The organism is Pseudomonas sp. MRSN 12121, assembly GCF_000931465.1.
Classification (GTDB): Bacteria; Pseudomonadota; Gammaproteobacteria; order Pseudomonadales; family Pseudomonadaceae; genus Aquipseudomonas.
Genome location: NZ_CP010892.1, coordinates 2,670,725 through 2,686,676, shown reverse-complemented (window position 1 = coordinate 2,686,676; position 15,952 = coordinate 2,670,725). Strand labels below are relative to the sequence as shown.

The following is a 15,952-nucleotide window of genomic DNA, read 5'->3' as shown; positions in this document are numbered from 1 at the left end:
TCCGTCCAGGCGTTGATTCGCGACACGGACATGCAGGCCGTCTCCGACGCCGAACGCCCCGCGCTCCGGCTACCTTGCACGCCTCCATGGATCATGCCCATGCCCATTCGAAAACGCCGCCCTGCCGACGATGTCGCCCTCGCCGCCCTCTGGGAACGCTCGGTGCGCGCGACCCACGACTTCCTTGGCGAAGACGATATCCAGCTGTTCTTCCCGCTGGTGCGCGACAGCTACCTGCCGACCCTCGATGTCTGGCTGCTGGAGCTGGCCGACGGCACCCCGGCCGGTTTTATCGGCACCGACCAGGAAAAAGTCGAAATGCTGTTCATCGAACCGGCCCATCGCGGCCAGGGTATTGGTCGCCAATTGCTGGACCATGCCCGCGCGCTGCAGCCGCGGCTCAGTGTCGACGTCAATGAACAGAACCCCCAGGCCCACGGTTTCTATCGGCATTACGGTTTCGAAGAGACCGGCCGCTCGCAAACCGATGGCCAGGGCCATCCGTTCCCGATCATCCACATGCGCCTCAAGCCCGCTTGAGGGCGCAACGATGTTTCATCCAGCGGCCTCGTCGCTCTTTCTATACTGCTCGGCGCATTCCCTGCCCGGCTCACTGCAAAAGGTATCTGCCATGTTCAAACGATTGCTGACCGCCAGCGCCCTGCTGGCTTCCCTCGCCGCCGCTTCCTCGGCCTTCGCCCACGCCCACCTGCAAAGCCAGACCCCGGCGGCCGACAGCACCGTCAGCGCGCCGGGCGAACTGCGCCTGGTGTTCTCCGAAGGCGTCGAGGCGGCTTTCACCAAAGTCAGCCTGAGCAAGGACGGCGCGCCGGTCGCCGTCAAGGCCCTGGCCACCGAAGGCGCCGACCAGAAGACCCTGGTCGTGACCCCGGCAGCGCCGCTGGCGGCGGGCGCCTACAAGGTCGAATGGCACGCCGTGTCGGTCGACACCCACACCAGCGAAGGCAGCTACCGCTTCAAGGTCGGCCAGTAACCGATGTCGACCCTGCTGGTGCTCTGCCGCTTCGTGCATTTCGCGGCGGTCCTGCTGCTGTTTGGGGCCTGGGGGTTCAGGCCCCTGCTGCTGGGGCGTACGCCCTGTGCCGCCGTGGATCGCAACCTGGCCCGGCTCGGTCGCTGGCTGGCCGCGATCGCCCTGGCCAGCGGCGCCAGCTGGTTGCTGCTGATTACCGCCAGCATGGCCGGCAGCGGTTCCGCCGCCCTGGACCCGACCACCCTGCGATTGGTGCTGGGCAAGACCTTTTTCGGCCAGGTGTGGAGCTGGCATCTGCTGCTCAATGCCGCGCTGCTGGTGTGGCTGCTGACCCGCCTGGGCGAGCGGCCGGCGCTACGGCTGACCCTCGCCGCCCTGCTGCTGGCCACCCTCGCCCCGGTGGGCCACGGCGCGATGCTCGACGGCCTGAGCGGGCAGTTGCTGATCCTCAACCAGATCGTCCACCTGGGCTGCGTCAGCCTGTGGCTGGGCGGTTTGCTGGTGCTGCTGATGATTCTGCGGCAAGCGGACGGCCCGCCGCTGGAACAGGTGTTGCGGCGTTTCAGTGGCGTGGGTTACGGGCTGGTGGCCGGGTTGCTGGTCACCGGCCTGATCAATGTCCGGGTGCTGACCGGGCAGCTGTGGCCGACGCCGCTGTTTTCGGGCTTCGCCCTGATCCTGCTGATCAAGGTGCTGCTGGTGCTGGGCATGTTCGCCCTGGCCCTGTTCAACCGCTTGCGCACCCGGGACTGCCAGCGACACCTGAGCACCCTGCGCGCCAGCGTCGCCCTGGAATGGCTGCTGGGCATCGCCGCCGTGGCCGCCGTGTCCCTGCTCGGCACCCTGCCGCCCCTTATCCCCTGAACCTTTCACTGCCCCTGTAGCCGCTGCCGAGCTTTGGCGAGGCTGCGATCGGGTGGGCGGCATTCCGACGCAGCCCCGTAGACCTGGCGACGCGGTGTAACTGACTCTCGGCGGTGCCTGTTTTGCGTCCGCTTCGCGGCCGATCGCAGCCTCGCCAGGGCTCGGCAGCGGCTACAGAGCTACAGGGCTACAGGGTTATTCGGTGGGGGGCTGGGGTTCGGCGGCGGTGTCGATGCTGACCACCACCGACATCCCCGGGCGCAGGCGGTCGCTTTCGGCCTGGTCGGGGTCGACGGTGATGCGCACCGGCACGCGCTGGGCGATCTTGACGAAGTTGCCGGTGGCGTTGTCGGCCTGCAACAGGGCGAACTCCGAACCGGTGGCCGGCGAGATGCGCTGCACATGGCCGTGGAATTTACGGTGGTTGAGCGCATCGACGGTGAAGCTCGCCGGCTGGCCGATGCGCACGTTGTCCATCTGGGTTTCCTTCATGTTGGCGATCACCCAGAGCTGGTCCGGCACCAGCGCCATCAGCTGCGCCCCAGAGTTGACATAGGCCCCCAGGCGCACGCCGATCTGCCCCAGCTGGCCGTCGCGCGGCGCGGTGATGCGGGTGTTGGACAGGTCGATCCGCGCCAGCTGCACCGCCGCTTCGGCATTGGCCACCGCCGCCTCCAGCGAACCGCGGTTGACGATCACCGTCTGCAGGTCCTGGCGGGCGATATCCAGTTGCGCCTGGGCCTGGGCCACCGCGGCCACGGTCTGGGCGTTGGCGGCGCGGGTCACGTCCAGGTCGCGCTGCGACACCGAACCGTCCTGGATCAAGGCTTCGTTGCGCCGCAGGTCGGCGGTGCTCTTGCGCGCCTGGGCCTGGCTGTCGGCCAGCGCCGCCTGGCGCAGCTTGATGGTGGCTTCGGCGCTGTTGCGCTGCTGCACCACATTGGCCAGCGAGGCCTTCTGCACCGCCAGCTGGGCCAGGGATTGTTCCAGGCGCTGCTTGTAGATGCGGTCGTCAAGGCGCACCAGCAGGTCGCCCTGCTTGACGAACTGGAAGTCCTGCACCGGCACCTCGAACACATAGCCGCTGAGCTGCGGCCCGATGATTGTCACCTGGCCGCGCACCAGGGCGTTCTCGGTGCTCTCCACGGCACTGCTGAACGGCGGCAGCTGCCAGGCGTACAGAACGATCAACACGCCGGTGATGGCGATCGCGGCGAAGCCCAGGGACGAGATGATCCGCACCCGCAGCGAACGCGGCTCGGTGATCGGCGTGGAGGCCGGCGGCGCGCTGCCTTCCGGAGTCGAGGCAATGGCGTTGGTGGTGGTCTGGGTCGGTTGGGTCATGAAGAAATGGCACCGCTGGGTTGAACGGGAGTCGGGGTCGGGCTGGAAGCAGCGGGCGTGACCGCCCGGGTGGTGCTCATCAGCCACAGGCTGCGGGTGAAAATCCAGATCATGGTCAGCACGGCGATCACCGCGATCAGCATGAACACATCGTTGTAGGCCATCACGTTGGCCTCGCGGGTGGCGGCGCTGGCCAGGCTGCGCATGCCTTGCAGCTCGCGGGCCTGCGGATCGGCGATGACCCTGCCGACCGCGGCCGCGCCGCTCTGCACCCGACCCAGGACCCGTGGGTCCATCATCACCAGCTGCTCGACGATATGGCTGGAGTGGTACTTCTCGCGCACGATCTGGAAAGTCCCCAGCAGCGCCGCGCCGATCAGCCCGCCGAGGTTCTGGCAGATGCCGAACAGCACCGAGAAACTCACCAGGTTGCGCGGGTTGGTCAACACGTTGCGCGTGCCCAGGACCATGGTCGGGCCGAGGAAGAAGGTCCCGCCGAAGGCCAGCAGGAACTGGCTGATGTACATGTTGGCCGGGCGTGTGAGGTTGTTGGAGAAGCTGTCCATCACCGACCCCACGGCCATCAGCGCCAGGGAGATGATCAGCGGCATCAGCAAGTGCGACGGGTTGATGGTCAGGGCGCTGGTGGCCAGGCCAGCGATGGCGCCCAGCAGCATCACCCCGTACAGCAGGCGCATCTGCTGGCTGCTCATGTTCAGGGCCTGGAGGAACCCCACCGCGCCGGTGGACTGTTCGGACAGCACCATGCGGATCAGGATCACCGCCAGGGCCAGGCGGATCGCCGCGCCACTGCCCAGCCAGCGGGTCATCAGCATCGGGTTGCTGCGGTTATGTTCGATGGCGAGGCCCAGCAAGATCAGCACGATGGAGCCCGCCAGGGCGTAGCCGATCCAGGGCGCCTCCAGCCACCAGTCGATGCGCCCCAGGGACAGCACGGCGCAGAGCAGCGCGACACCGCTGGCGAGGATGGCGAAGGTCAGGAAGTCGAGTGCCTCGAAGGTGCGGAAGCGGTCGCCCGGCGGCAGCTTGAGCATGAACACGCAGCCCAGCGACGCCAGCGCCAGTCCCAGCTCGAACAGGTACAGCCCACGCCATTCGGCGATCTGCAGCAGGTCCTCGGAAAACAGCCGGGCCAGGGGCAAGGCCAGCTGCGAGGCGCCCAGCCCCAGCACCAGGGCCTTCATCCGCCACTTGGCGGGGAACGCCTGGACCATGTAGTACAGGCCCAGGGAACTCAGGGCAGCGCCGACCATGCCGTGGGCGGCGCGCACGGCAATCGCCGAGCTCAGGTCGTTGACGAACAGGTGGCCGAAGGTCACCAGCGCGTAGAGCACCAGGAACACTTCAGTGAAGGCGCGCAGGCCGAACTGCTGGCGAAACTTCACCAGCAGCAGGTTCATCGACACGTTGGTCATCACGTAGGCCGCCGGCAGCCAGGCCATTTCCGCGGTGGTCGCGCCCAGCGCGCCTTGCAGGTACGGCAGGTTGGCGACGACCAGGGAGTTGCCGAGGCCACCGGTGATCGCCACCAGCAAGCCGACCAGGGCATAGGCCAGGCGCTTGTGGGTGGGGTGCAGCGGGGTCGAGGGCGAACCGGGCAAGCTGGGTTTTTCGTGGGGTTGCCACTTGTGTGGGGTGTAGCTATCCATTCAGTGACCTTGTTCCATCTGCGCCCAGGTGGCGGACGCTTAAGAGGTGTTGCGGTTGCCCGGCAGTGTGCCGCAAAACCGTGGGATGCCGGCAAGCGCCAGGCTCGATTGACGAACTTTATTTAAAGGTCATCACAGCGCGAAGGTTTTTTTCACCCATGGGCCGCCAGCCTGACGAAATGCCCGTGGCGCCGACGCCAGGCTACCTCGGCGCGCACCTATCATTGCCGCCGCGCGCGCCCTAGAATCGGCCGTCCCCCGTGCCTTCGCGAGCCCGCCATGTCCCTGCCCTTTCAGAAGCTGCATGCCAACGGCGACGACTTCGTGCTGGTCGATGCCCGTGGGCGCAACAACCCGATGACCGCCGAGCTGGCCAGGCGCCTGGGCGACCGTCACCGCGGCGTGGGTTTCAATCAACTGGTGGTGCTCAGCGATTGCCCCGAGACGGCGGCGCAACTGACCTTCTGGAATGCCGATGGTTCCAGCCTGGACACCTGTGGCAGCGCCACCCGCGGCGCGGCCGACCTGTTGATGAGGGAAAGCGGCGCGGATTCGGTGCGGGTGCGAACCGCCCGCGGCATCCTGCACTGCAGGCGCCTGGACGATCGGTCGGTGTCGGTGGAGATGGGGGTGCCGCAACTGGCCTGGCAAGACATTCCACTGGCCCGCGCCCTGGACAGCCTGGCCCTGCCGCTGCCTGGCGAGCCGGCGGCGTGCGGCATGGGCAACCCGCACTGCACGTTTTTCGTCGAAGACCTGAACGCCATCGAGGTAGCGACCCTGGGCCCGCAGATCGAGGCGCATCCGCTGTTCCCGCACAAGACCAACGTGCATTTCGTCCAGGTGATCGACCGCCAGACCATTCGCCTGCGCATCTGGGAACGCAACGGCGCCATTCCCCTGGGCTCCGGCTCGTGCTCCTGCGGCGCGGCGGTCAACGGCATCCGCCGCGGCCTGCTGGACAGCCCGGTCAAGGTGATCTGCGATGGCGGGCCGGTCACCGTCAGTTGGGACGGGGTGGGCAAGGTGCAATTGGCCGGCAGCGTGGAGCGGGTGTTCGGCGGGACGATCTGAGATCGACGGTGTCTGGGCGGTCCTCATCGCGGGCAAGTCGGATCGCCGCCCGCTCGCTCCTACAGAAGCGACGCGCACCCCGTAGGAGCGAGGCTTGCCCGCGATGAGGCCGGTCCTGCCCTACACGACCTCAATTCCCCAGCGTCAACCCATTGGCCGGCAACGGCAGCGCGGTCTTGTAGCGCACCTGCTTGAGGGCGAAGCTGGAGCGGATATTGGCCACCCCGGGCACCTTGGTCAGAAAGTCCATCATGAACCGCTCCAGGGCCTGGATGGTCGGCACCAGCACGCGGATCAGGTAGTCCGGGTCGCCGGCCATCAGGTAGCACTCCATGACCTCCGGGCGGTCGGCGATCGCCTCTTCGAAGTGCTGCAGCGCTTCCTCCACCTGCTTCTCCAGGCTGACGTGAATGAACACATTGACGTGCAGCCCCAGCAGGTCGGCATCCAGCAGGGTCACCTGCTCGCGGATCAGCCCCAGTTCCTCCATGGCACGCACGCGGTTGAAGCACGGGGTGGGCGAAAGGTTCACCGAACGCGCCAGGTCGGCGTTGGTGATGCGGGCATTCTCTTGAAGGCTGTTGAGAATGCCGATGTCGGTACGGTCGAGTTTGCGCATGAGACAAATCAGCCTGTTTTTTATGTTTATGCAGATTTTTTATCTGCAAATCGTCTCAAGCGCAACGAAACAGAGATAAATATTCTCCTTGGCCCGGCCTATGATTGTTGTAGGACAAGATTTCCTTTACCCAAGGAATGACTGTCAGCTCAGCGCGCCCACTACAAGAAATTCACAAGATCGAGCGTAGACAAGCCATGACCCAAGCGTACGAACCGCTGCGCCTGCACGTGCCCGAACCCTCAGGCCGTCCCGGTTGTAAAACCGACTTTTCCTACCTGCGTCTGACCGACGCCGGTACGGTACGCAAACCCCCAATCGATGTAGAACCGGCCGACACCGCGGACCTTTCCCGTGGTCTGATCCGCGTGCTCGACGACCAGGGCAATGCCCTTGGCGACTGGGCCGCCGACGTGCCCGTAGCGATCCTGCGCCAGGGCATGCGCGCCATGCTCAAAACGCGGATCTTCGACAACCGCATGGTGGTCGCCCAGCGCCAGAAGAAGATGTCGTTCTACATGCAGAGCCTCGGCGAGGAAGCCATCGGCAGCGCCCAGGCCCTGGCGCTGAACATCGACGATATGTGCTTCCCCACCTACCGCCAGCAAAGCATCCTGATGGCCCGCGAAGTGCCACTGGTGGAGATGATCTGCCAGCTGTTGTCCAACGAGCGCGATCCGCTCAAGGGCCGCCAGCTGCCGATCATGTACTCGGTGAAAGAGGCCGGGTTCTTCACCATTTCCGGCAACCTCGCCACCCAGTTCGTGCAAGGCGTGGGCTGGGGCATGGCCTCGGCAATCAAGGGCGATACCAAGATCGCCTCGGCCTGGATCGGCGACGGCGCCACCGCCGAGTCGGACTTCCACACCGCCCTGACCTTCGCCCACGTGTACCGCGCGCCGGTGATCCTCAACGTGGTCAACAACCAGTGGGCGATCTCCACCTTCCAGGCCATCGCCGGCGGTGAAGCCACCACCTTCGCCGGACGCGGCGTCGGCTGCGGCATCGCTTCCCTGCGGGTCGACGGCAACGATTTCGTCGCGGTCTACGCCGCCTCGCGCTGGGCCGCCGAACGCGCCCGGCGCAACCTCGGCCCGACCCTGATTGAGTGGGTCACCTACCGCGCCGGCCCGCACTCGACGTCGGACGACCCGTCCAAGTACCGCCCGGCCGACGACTGGAGCCACTTCCCCCTGGGCGATCCGATCGCCCGCCTCAAGCAGCACCTGATCAAGCTCGGCCAGTGGTCCGAAGAGGAACACGCCGCGGTCAGCGCCGAGCTGGAAGCCGAAGTCGTCGCCGCACAGAAGCAGGCCGAGCAGTACGGCACCCTCGCCGGCGGGCAGATCCCCAGCGCCGCGACCATGTTCGAGGATGTCTACAAGGAAATGCCCAAGCACCTCAAGCGCCAACGCCAGCAACTGGGAATCTGACATGAACGATCACAACAACAATATCCAGTTGGAAACCGCCATGACCACGACCACCATGACCATGATCCAGGCCCTGCGCTCGGCCATGGATGTGATGCTCGAGCGTGACGACAACGTCGTGGTGTTCGGCCAGGACGTGGGTTATTTCGGCGGCGTGTTCCGCTGCACCGAAGGCCTGCAGACCAAGTACGGCACCTCGCGGGTGTTCGACGCGCCGATCTCCGAAAGCGGCATCGTCGGCGTCGCCGTGGGCATGGGCGCCTACGGCCTGCGCCCGGTGGCCGAGATCCAGTTCGCCGACTACGTCTACCCCGCCACCGACCAGATCATTTCCGAAGCCGCGCGCCTGCGTTATCGCTCGGCCGGCCAGTTCACCGCGCCGCTGACCATGCGCATGCCTTGCGGCGGCGGCATCTACGGCGGCCAGACTCACAGCCAGAGCATCGAGGCGGTGTTCACCCAGGTCTGCGGCCTGCGCACCGTGATGCCATCCAACCCCTACGACGCCAAGGGCCTGCTGATCGCCTCCATCGAAAACGACGACCCGGTGATCTTCCTCGAACCCAAGCGCCTGTATAACGGCCCGTTCGACGGCCACCACGACCGCCCGGTAACCCCCTGGTCGAAACATCCTTCGGCCCAGGTGCCGGACGGCTACTACAAGGTGCCGCTGGACGTCGCCGCCATCGCCCGCCCGGGCAAGGACGTGACCGTGCTGACCTACGGCACCACGGTGTATGTCTCGCAAGTGGCCGCCGAGGAAACCGGCATCGACGCCGAGGTCATCGACCTGCGCAGCCTGTGGCCGCTGGACCTGGACACCATCGTCAAGTCGGTGAAGAAGACCGGCCGCTGCGTGGTGGTCCATGAAGCCACCCGCACCTGCGGGTTCGGCGCCGAGCTGGTGTCGCTGGTGCAAGAGCATTGCTTCCATCACCTGGAGGCCCCTATCGAGCGCGTCACCGGTTGGGATACGCCGTATCCCCACGCGCAGGAATGGGCATATTTCCCAGGGCCGTCCCGAGTGGGCGCGGCGCTGCAACGGGTCATGGAGGTCTGAATGGGCACGCACGTCATCAAGATGCCGGACATCGGCGAAGGCATCGCGGAAGTAGAACTGTCGCAGTGGCACGTCAAGGTCGGCGACCTGGTGGTCGAGGACCAGGTGCTGGCCGACGTCATGACCGACAAGGCCATGGTCGACATCCCCTCGCCGGTGCATGGCAAGGTCATTGCCCTGGGCGGCCAGCCCGGTGAAGTCATGGCGGTGGGCAGTGTGTTGATCAGCATCGAGGTCGAAGGGGCTGGCAACGTTAAGGCCTCGGACCAGGCGGCCAGCGAGCCGGTGGCGGTCAAAGCGGCCGCGCCAGCCGTAGCGTCGGCACCCAAAGTCGAAGCCGCGCCCGTGGTCGAAAGCCAACCGGCCGCCGCGTGCCGCCCCGCGCCCCAGGCGCCGGTAGCCCGCGACGCCGACGAACGTCCGCTGGCCTCCCCCGCCGTGCGCAAGCATGCGCTGGACCTGGGTATCCAGCTGCGCCTGGTCCAGGGCAGCGGCCCGGCCGGACGCATCCTCCACGAAGACCTGGACGCCTACCTGGCCCAGGGCAGCCACAACGCCCGCAGCGGCTCGGCGCCGGCCGGCTATGCCGAGCGTCACGACGAGGAACGGATCCCGGTGATCGGCATGCGCCGCAAGATCGCCCAGCGCATGCAGGACGCCACCCAGCGCGCCGCCCACTTCAGTTATGTCGAGGAGATCGACGTCACTGCCGTTGAAGAACTGCGCGCGCACCTCAATGAAAAGCACGGCGCCACTCGCGGCAAGCTGACCCTGCTGCCCCTCCTGGTACGGGCCATGGTCGTGGCCCTGCGCGACTTCCCGCAGATCAACGCGCGCTACGACGACGAAGCCCAGGTCATCACCCGCCACGGCGCGGTGCATGTCGGGGTCGCCACGCAGAGCGATGTCGGCCTGATGGTGCCGGTGGTCAAGCACGCCGAGGCCCGCAGCCTGTGGGACAGCGCCGCGGAGATCGCGCGCCTGGCGACCGCCGCGCGCAGCGGCAAGGCGGCCCGGGACGAGCTGTCCGGCTCGACCATCACCCTGACCAGCCTCGGCGCCCTGGGCGGCATCGTCAGCACCCCGGTGCTGAACCTGCCGGAAGTGGCGATCGTCGGGGTGAACAAGATCGTCGAACGCCCCATGGTGATCAAAGGCCAGGTGGTGATCCGCAAGATGATGAACCTCTCCAGCTCCTTCGATCACCGGGTGGTCGACGGCATGGACGCGGCGCTCTTCATCCAGGCCATTCGCGGCCTGCTCGAACAACCTGCCAGTCTGTTCCTGGAGTAAGGCATGCAACACAACCTCACGACCCAACTGTTGATCATCGGCGGCGGTCCCGGCGGCTACGTGGCGGCGATCCGCGCCGGCCAGCTGGGCATCTCGACCATCCTGGTGGAAGGCCAGGCCCTGGGCGGCACCTGCCTGAACATCGGCTGCATCCCGTCCAAGGCGCTGATCCATGTCGCCGAGCAGTTCCAGCAGACCCGCCACCACAGCCAGGGCTCGGCCCTGGGCATCACGGTGGCGGCGCCGACCCTGGACATCGGCAAGAGCGTGGAATGGAAGGACGGCATCGTCGACCGCCTGACCACCGGCGTCGCCGCGCTGCTGAAGAAGAACAAGGTCCAGGTGATCCATGGCTGGGCCAAGGTCATCGACGGCAAGACCGTGGAGGTCGAAGGCGCCGACACCCGTATCCAGTGCGAACACCTGTTGCTGGCCACCGGCTCGAAAAGCGTCAACCTGCCGATGCTGCCGCTCGGCGGGCCGATCATCTCCTCCACCGAGGCCCTGGCGCCCAAGGCCCTGCCCAAGCGCCTGGTCGTGGTCGGCGGCGGCTACATTGGCCTGGAGCTGGGCATCGCCTACCGCAAGCTCGGCGCCGAGGTCAGCGTGGTCGAGGCCCAGGAGCGCATCCTGCCGGCCTATGACGCCGAGCTGACCCAGCCGGTGCTGGACTCGGTGAAGCAACTGGGGATCACGCTCTACCTCAAGCACAGCGTCGAAGGTTTCGATGCCGGCAACCACACCCTGCAGGTGCGCGCCCCGAACGGCGACAGCCTGCACCTGGACACCGACCAGGTGCTGGTGGCGGTCGGGCGCAAGCCGAACACCCAGGGCTGGAACCTCGAGGCCCTGAACCTGGACATGAACGGCGCGGCGATCAAGATCGACCGCCGCTGCCAGACCAGCATGCGCAACGTCTGGGCTATCGGTGACGTCGCCGGCGAACCGATGCTCGCGCACCGGGCCATGGCCCAGGGCGAGATGGTCGCCGAGCTGATCGCAGGCCAGCACCGGGAATTCAACCCGGCGGCCATTCCCGCGGTGTGCTTCACCGACCCGGAACTGGTGGTGGTCGGCAAGACCCCGGACGAGGCCAAGGCTGCCGGACTGGACTGCATCGTCTCGAGCTTCCCGTTCGCCGCCAACGGCCGCGCCATGACCCTGGAATCGAAAAACGGTTTCGTGCGGGTGGTGGCACGCCGTGACAATCACCTGATTGTCGGCTGGCAGGCGGTGGGGGTCGGCGTGTCCGAGCTGTCCACGGCTTTCGGCCAGTCCCTGGAAATGGGTGCGCGCCTGGAGGATATCGCCGGCACCATCCACGCCCACCCGACCCTGGGCGAGGCGGTGCAGGAAGCGGCATTGCGCGCCCTGGGCCACGCCTTGCACCTGTAAACGCAACACCGGACCTGTAGGAGCGAGGCTTGCCCGCGATAGGGCCAGCGGCCACGCCAGAGCAATCGAGCCATCCGCGCCGACGCTATCGCGAGCAAGCTTCGCTCCTACGCAGAGCGCCCTTCGTGGGGTGACGGGAGGATTCATGAGCAGGCTAAGTTTTTTTGCTCACCCTCCCATCGCCCGGGATGCGGTGGCCCCCCGGAATGCAGTATTGTTGTGCCCATCCAAAATAACGTCAGAAGCCTTGAGCCGTTGCGACGGTTGTTAAGCGATAGAGGGTGTCATGGGTAACGAAAGCATCAATTGGGACAAGCTGGGTTTTGACTACATCAAGACAGACAAGCGCTATCTGTCGCACTGGCGGAACGGCGAGTGGGACAAAGGCACCCTGACTGAAGACAACGTGCTGCACATCAGCGAAGGCTCCACTGCCCTTCACTATGGCCAGCAGTGCTTCGAAGGCCTCAAGGCCTACCGCTGCAAGGACGGTTCGATCAACCTGTTCCGCCCGGACCAGAACGCCGCGCGCATGCAGCGCAGCTGCGCCCGCCTGCTGATGCCGCAGGTCTCCACCGAACAATTCATCGCCGCCTGTCAGGAAGTAGTACGCGCCAACGAGCGTTTCATCCCGCCTTACGGTACCGGCGGCGCGCTGTACCTGCGCCCGTTCGTGATCGGCGTGGGTGACAACATCGGCGTGCGTACCGCCCCCGAGTTCATCTTCTCGATCTTCGCCATTCCGGTCGGTGCCTACTTCAAGGGCGGCCTGACCCCGCACAACTTCCTGATCTCCACCTTCGACCGCGCGGCGCCCCAGGGCACCGGCGCGGCCAAGGTCGGTGGCAACTACGCCGCCAGCCTGATGCCGGGCTCCGAGGCCAAGAAGAAGCACTTCGCCGACTGCATCTACCTGGACCCGCTGACCCACTCGAAGATCGAGGAAGTCGGTTCGGCCAACTTCTTCGGCATCACCCACGACGACAAATTCGTCACGCCGAAGTCGCCATCGGTACTGCCGGGCATCACCCGCCTGTCGCTGATCGAACTGGCCCAGACCCGCCTGGGCCTGGAAGTCGTCGAAGGCGACGTGCTGATCGACAAGCTGGCGGACTTCAAGGAAGCCGGCGCCTGCGGGACCGCCGCGGTAATCACGCCGATTGGCGGCATCGAGTACCAGGACAAGCTGCACGTGTTCTACAGCGAGAAGGAAGTCGGCCCGATCACCCAGAAGCTCTACAAGGAGCTGACCGGCGTGCAGACCGGCGACGTCGAAGCGCCAGCGGGCTGGATCGTCAAGGTCTGACCTGCCCTCCCGGCCACAAGAAAGCCCGCCCTTCACCTCGGTGATCGGCGGGCTTTTTCATGGTCGCCCTCTATAGCCGCAAGCGCCCCTAGCCGAGCTCGGCAACCTCTGCAGGCTGGAGAATGTCCCGGACCTTTTCCTGACCGTGATACTTGTCGATCAGGGCAAACAGGATGGCCGCGGTCTTGAGGTCGACCACGCCGCTGACCTGCTGCTGGTTGAAACGCATCTGGAACGCCTTCACCACGACCTCCAGGCCCTGGTCCAGATAACCGTAGCCATAGGTTTCCAGGGCCTTGCTCACCTGCACCATGCTCGGTGGCGTAACGCTGAAACGGGCCAGGTAGTGGTCGGTGGTGGGCGCGTCCGGCCAGGCACCGACGCCGGCTTCGGCGAGTCGCTTCCAGGGAAAGTGCGGCCCCGGATCGATCTTGCGCCCCGGCGCGATATCCGAGTGGCCGACAATGTCCGTCGGCTGGATGTCGTACTTCTCGATCAGGTCCCGCGCCAGGCTGATCAGCAGCTCGGTCTGCCGCTCGCCGTAGGGCGTGCCCAGCAGCTGCCCGCTGTCCTGGTCCCAGCCGGCGTTGACGATCTCGATCCCCAGCGAGGTGTCATTCAGGTTGCTGCGGTTTTTCCATTGGCTCACCCCGGCGTGCCAGGCCCGGTCGTGGTCATCGACCAACTGGTGGGCCACCGGCAGGCCCTTGTGGGCCTTGGGTTCCTCGGGAATCAGGTAATTGGCGCTGACCAGCTCCGAACGGGTCAGCACTTCCAGGGATTTTTCCTCATCCAGCGCCGTGTAGTGCAGCACCAGGAAACGAATCCGATTGTTCTTCGCCAATGCCTGCTCGCCGGTCGAGATCGCATAGCCGTTCTTCGCCGTGAGCGTTGCGTCGGCCTTGTCTTGCTGCAGGCCGGCGCACCCGGCCATCGCCAGTGCCAGCCCCAAAACAGCCGTGTACTTGTGCATATACCGCCCTTGAATTCTGCTTTCCATTACCCCGCGTCGCCGAGGCTCGCGGGGGATTGGAATGCTAGAGAGCGGGAGGTAGAGCAGTCTTTAGGATAAGTCCTAAAGATGCCGCGGTGGGTCAGGCACAGCGCTATCGCGGGCAAGACGGATCGCCGCCCGCTCGCTCCTACAGACCCGATTACTGGTGCTGCACCTGGAACATCGAGCTCACCTGGACTCGCGCCTGCATGTGCTCGGCACCGCCGCCGCGGCGCATGCCGCGCACCGGGCAGGCGTCCAGGTAATCCAGGCCGACCGCCAGTTTCAGGTGGCGCTCGGGGCGCGCCAGGCAGTTGGTCACGTCGAAGCTGTACCAGCCGTCGTCGAGCCAGGCCTCGGCCCAGGCGTGGCTGGCCAGGTGGCTTTCATCTTCGGTGCACAGGTAGCCGGAGACATAACGCGCCGGAATCCCCAGGCTGCGCACGCAAGCCAGGAACGCGTGGGTATGGTCCTGGCAGACCCCGGCCCGGTTGGCGAAAGCCTCGGCCGCGGTGGTGTCCACCGTGGTCGCGCCCGGGCTGTAGGGCATGTGCGCGGCCAGGGCCTGCATCAGCTCGATCAGCGCCGCGCGATCACGCCGCGTGCCGCAATGCTGCACGGCAAAGGCGCCGAGCGCGGCGTCGGCGCGGGTCAACGGGCTGCTGCGCAGGAACGGCAGCGGCGACTGGCTGTCGTGCTCCATTTCCCGGTCCTGGTCGATCTCCACCTGGCCGTAGGCCGTCAGCACCAGCGCGCCGTGGGGTTCGTCCATGGTCAGCACATGCAGGACGTTGCCGTAGGGATCGAGCTGGCTGCGCACCCGGCGCGGCAGCTCCAGGTGCCATTCGAGGATGTGCTGGCGCTCGCTGTCCTGCGGGGTCAGGCGCAGGAACTGGATGCTGGTGCAGACTTCGTCGGCGTAGCTGTAGGTGGTGTCGTGGCGTATGGACAGTTTCATACAACCTCCAGATAGGATTCGTGGATGCTTTGCCCCAGATGACGGATCTGCCCGATGAACTCGCTCAGCCACAGGTGCAGCCCCGAGGCGAGGATCTCGTCGATCCCGGTGTAGCGCAGCCGCGCGTTCAGCTCGGCGGCCAGGCGCTGGGCCGGGCGGCCGTTGTCGCCCGGCAGGCTGGCGAGGATCTGGTCCAGCTCCTCGACGCACGCATGCAGCGAGCGCGGGACGTCGGCGCGCAACAGCAGCATTTCGGACACCTGCTCGGCGCCCGGCGCGTTGCGGTAGATCTCGTTGAACGCCTCGAACGAAGACAGCGCGCGTAGCAAGGCGCTCCACTGGTAGTAGCCGCGGGCCGAATTGTCGCTGACCTCCTCCGACTCCTCGCCGAACATTTCATAGCGCGCATCCAGCAGGCGCAGGGTGTTGTCGGCCCGCTCGATGAAGGTGCCCAGGCGAATGAAGCAGTAGGCGTCGTTGCGCATGATGGTGCCCGAGGTCGCGCCGCGGAACAGGTGCGAGCGCTCCTTGACCCACTCGCAGAAGTGGCTGATGCCGTAGCGTCCCAGACCGCTCTTGGCGATGTTGCGCATCTCCAGCCAGGTGGCGTTGATGTTTTCCCACATGTCGGCGGTGATACGCCCGCGCACCGCATGGGCGTTGGTGCGTGCCGCCCGCAGGCAGCAATAGATGCTGCCCGGGTTGTTCTCGTCGAGGGCGAAGAAGTGCAGCATGCGCTCGGTGTTCAGCTCGCCGTGGCGCTGCCGGTAATCGTCCAGGGTGCCGGCGGCCAGCAGCGACATCGCCAGCTCGGCATGGCCGTCGCTGCGCCCCGCCTGGGGCATCAGCGACAGCGAGTAACTGACTTCGAGCATGCGCGCCAGGTTCTCGGCACGCTCCAGGTAACGGGACATCCAGTAGAGGTCCGCGGCGGTTCTTGAAAGCATG

General features: G+C 66.1%; 15 protein-coding genes. 9 read left to right on the top strand and 6 right to left on the bottom strand.

All coding sequences use genetic code 11. The features are described 5' to 3' along the window. Positions 1 to 99 precede the first annotated feature (99 nt). From TO66_RS12385 to copD, 3 genes are all read left to right on the top strand, one after another. Positions 100 to 540: an acetyltransferase gene (locus TO66_RS12385; RefSeq protein ID WP_044462586.1), complete on the top strand. Its 441-nt coding sequence runs from the start codon at positions 100 to 102 to the stop codon at positions 538 to 540. A gap of 91 nt (positions 541 to 631) precedes the next feature. Then, a complete protein-coding gene (gene copC / locus TO66_RS12380; RefSeq protein WP_044462585.1) occupies positions 632 to 994 on the top strand; it encodes a copper homeostasis periplasmic binding protein CopC in 363 nt (120 codons plus the stop codon). 3 nt (positions 995 to 997) lie between these two features. Then, a complete protein-coding gene (copD, locus tag TO66_RS12375; protein WP_044462584.1) occupies positions 998 to 1,858 on the top strand; it encodes a copper homeostasis membrane protein CopD in 861 nt (286 codons plus the stop codon). A 195-nt stretch (positions 1,859 to 2,053) separates the two neighbouring features. On the opposite strand, the gene TO66_RS12370 is transcribed toward copD, so the two are convergent. Together TO66_RS12370 and TO66_RS12365 are read right to left on the bottom strand one after the other, a co-directional pair. After that, positions 2,054 to 3,202: an HlyD family secretion protein gene (locus TO66_RS12370; RefSeq protein WP_044462583.1), complete on the bottom strand. Its 1,149-nt coding sequence runs from the start codon at positions 3,200 to 3,202 to the stop codon at positions 2,054 to 2,056. Continuing rightward, on the bottom strand, positions 3,199 to 4,872 hold the full coding sequence (locus TO66_RS12365) for an MFS transporter (protein ID WP_044462582.1): 1,674 nt from the start codon (positions 4,870 to 4,872) through the stop codon (positions 3,199 to 3,201). The genes TO66_RS12370 and TO66_RS12365 overlap by 4 nt, the downstream gene beginning before the upstream one ends. A gap of 279 nt (positions 4,873 to 5,151) precedes the next feature. Between TO66_RS12365 and dapF the strand changes: the two genes are divergently transcribed. Continuing rightward, positions 5,152 to 5,946 carry a diaminopimelate epimerase gene (gene dapF / locus TO66_RS12360; protein ID WP_044462581.1) on the top strand — a complete coding sequence of 265 codons (795 nt, stop codon included), beginning with the start codon at positions 5,152 to 5,154 and terminating at the stop codon, positions 5,944 to 5,946. A gap of 130 nt (positions 5,947 to 6,076) precedes the next feature. Here the strand turns inward: dapF and bkdR are convergent, their stop codons facing one another. Continuing rightward, on the bottom strand, positions 6,077 to 6,565 hold the full coding sequence (gene bkdR, locus TO66_RS12355; protein ID WP_009048410.1) for a Bkd operon transcriptional regulator BkdR: 489 nt from the start codon (positions 6,563 to 6,565) through the stop codon (positions 6,077 to 6,079). A gap of 197 nt (positions 6,566 to 6,762) precedes the next feature. Between bkdR and TO66_RS12350 the strand changes: the two genes are divergently transcribed. The 5 genes from TO66_RS12350 to TO66_RS12330 all read left to right on the top strand — a co-directional run bounded on the left by TO66_RS12350 (position 6,763) and on the right by TO66_RS12330 (position 13,052). After that, complete coding sequence (locus tag TO66_RS12350) at positions 6,763 to 7,998, top strand: 3-methyl-2-oxobutanoate dehydrogenase (2-methylpropanoyl-transferring) subunit alpha (protein WP_044462580.1); 1,236 nt, start codon at positions 6,763 to 6,765, stop codon at positions 7,996 to 7,998. A 1-nt stretch (position 7,999) separates the two neighbouring features. Next, positions 8,000 to 9,058: an alpha-ketoacid dehydrogenase subunit beta gene (locus TO66_RS12345; RefSeq protein ID WP_044462579.1), complete on the top strand. Its 1,059-nt coding sequence runs from the start codon at positions 8,000 to 8,002 to the stop codon at positions 9,056 to 9,058. Beyond that, positions 9,059 to 10,351 carry a dihydrolipoamide acetyltransferase family protein gene (locus tag TO66_RS12340; protein ID WP_044462578.1) on the top strand — a complete coding sequence of 431 codons (1,293 nt, stop codon included), beginning with the start codon at positions 9,059 to 9,061 and terminating at the stop codon, positions 10,349 to 10,351. Between the two features lie 3 nt (positions 10,352 to 10,354). Beyond that, complete coding sequence (lpdA, locus tag TO66_RS12335) at positions 10,355 to 11,746, top strand: dihydrolipoyl dehydrogenase (protein ID WP_044462577.1); 1,392 nt, start codon at positions 10,355 to 10,357, stop codon at positions 11,744 to 11,746. 286 nt (positions 11,747 to 12,032) lie between these two features. Further along, complete coding sequence (locus TO66_RS12330; protein WP_044462576.1) at positions 12,033 to 13,052, top strand: branched-chain amino acid aminotransferase; 1,020 nt, start codon at positions 12,033 to 12,035, stop codon at positions 13,050 to 13,052. An 88-nt stretch (positions 13,053 to 13,140) separates the two neighbouring features. Here the strand turns inward: TO66_RS12330 and TO66_RS12325 are convergent, their stop codons facing one another. The 3 genes from TO66_RS12325 to TO66_RS12315 all read right to left on the bottom strand — a co-directional run bounded on the left by TO66_RS12325 (position 13,141) and on the right by TO66_RS12315 (position 15,951). Then, positions 13,141 to 14,025, bottom strand: coding sequence for an N-acetylmuramoyl-L-alanine amidase (locus TO66_RS12325; protein WP_044462575.1), 885 nt, complete (start codon positions 14,023 to 14,025; stop codon positions 13,141 to 13,143). Between the two features lie 181 nt (positions 14,026 to 14,206). Beyond that, positions 14,207 to 15,004 (bottom strand): transglutaminase family protein, encoded by a 798-nt coding sequence (locus TO66_RS12320; RefSeq protein ID WP_044462574.1) that lies wholly within the window; start codon positions 15,002 to 15,004, stop codon positions 14,207 to 14,209. Next, entirely contained in the window at positions 15,001 to 15,951 is a 951-nt protein-coding gene (locus TO66_RS12315) for an alpha-E domain-containing protein (protein WP_044462573.1), read from the bottom strand. The genes TO66_RS12320 and TO66_RS12315 overlap by 4 nt, the downstream gene beginning before the upstream one ends. Position 15,952: the final 1 nt, after the last annotated feature.

What these genes read in the sequence shown, in the direction of transcription:
- TO66_RS12385 (WP_044462586.1), top strand. Translation starts at nt 100, where the DNA reads ATGCCCATTCGAAAACGCCGCCCTGCCGACGATGTCGCCCTCGCCGCC.
- copC (WP_044462585.1), top strand. Translation starts at nt 632, where the DNA reads ATGTTCAAACGATTGCTGACCGCCAGCGCCCTGCTGGCTTCCCTCGCC.
- copD (WP_044462584.1), top strand. Translation starts at nt 998, where the DNA reads ATGTCGACCCTGCTGGTGCTCTGCCGCTTCGTGCATTTCGCGGCGGTC.
- TO66_RS12370 (WP_044462583.1), bottom strand. Translation starts at nt 3,202, where the DNA reads ATGACCCAACCGACCCAGACCACCACCAACGCCATTGCCTCGACTCCG.
- TO66_RS12365 (WP_044462582.1), bottom strand. Translation starts at nt 4,872, where the DNA reads ATGGATAGCTACACCCCACACAAGTGGCAACCCCACGAAAAACCCAGC.
- dapF (WP_044462581.1), top strand. Translation starts at nt 5,152, where the DNA reads ATGTCCCTGCCCTTTCAGAAGCTGCATGCCAACGGCGACGACTTCGTG.
- bkdR (WP_009048410.1), bottom strand. Translation starts at nt 6,565, where the DNA reads ATGCGCAAACTCGACCGTACCGACATCGGCATTCTCAACAGCCTTCAA.
- TO66_RS12350 (WP_044462580.1), top strand. Translation starts at nt 6,763, where the DNA reads ATGACCCAAGCGTACGAACCGCTGCGCCTGCACGTGCCCGAACCCTCA.
- TO66_RS12345 (WP_044462579.1), top strand. Translation starts at nt 8,000, where the DNA reads ATGAACGATCACAACAACAATATCCAGTTGGAAACCGCCATGACCACG.
- TO66_RS12340 (WP_044462578.1), top strand. Translation starts at nt 9,059, where the DNA reads ATGGGCACGCACGTCATCAAGATGCCGGACATCGGCGAAGGCATCGCG.
- lpdA (WP_044462577.1), top strand. Translation starts at nt 10,355, where the DNA reads ATGCAACACAACCTCACGACCCAACTGTTGATCATCGGCGGCGGTCCC.
- TO66_RS12330 (WP_044462576.1), top strand. Translation starts at nt 12,033, where the DNA reads ATGGGTAACGAAAGCATCAATTGGGACAAGCTGGGTTTTGACTACATC.
- TO66_RS12325 (WP_044462575.1), bottom strand. Translation starts at nt 14,025, where the DNA reads ATGCACAAGTACACGGCTGTTTTGGGGCTGGCACTGGCGATGGCCGGG.
- TO66_RS12320 (WP_044462574.1), bottom strand. Translation starts at nt 15,004, where the DNA reads ATGAAACTGTCCATACGCCACGACACCACCTACAGCTACGCCGACGAA.
- TO66_RS12315 (WP_044462573.1), bottom strand. Translation starts at nt 15,951, where the DNA reads ATGCTTTCAAGAACCGCCGCGGACCTCTACTGGATGTCCCGTTACCTG.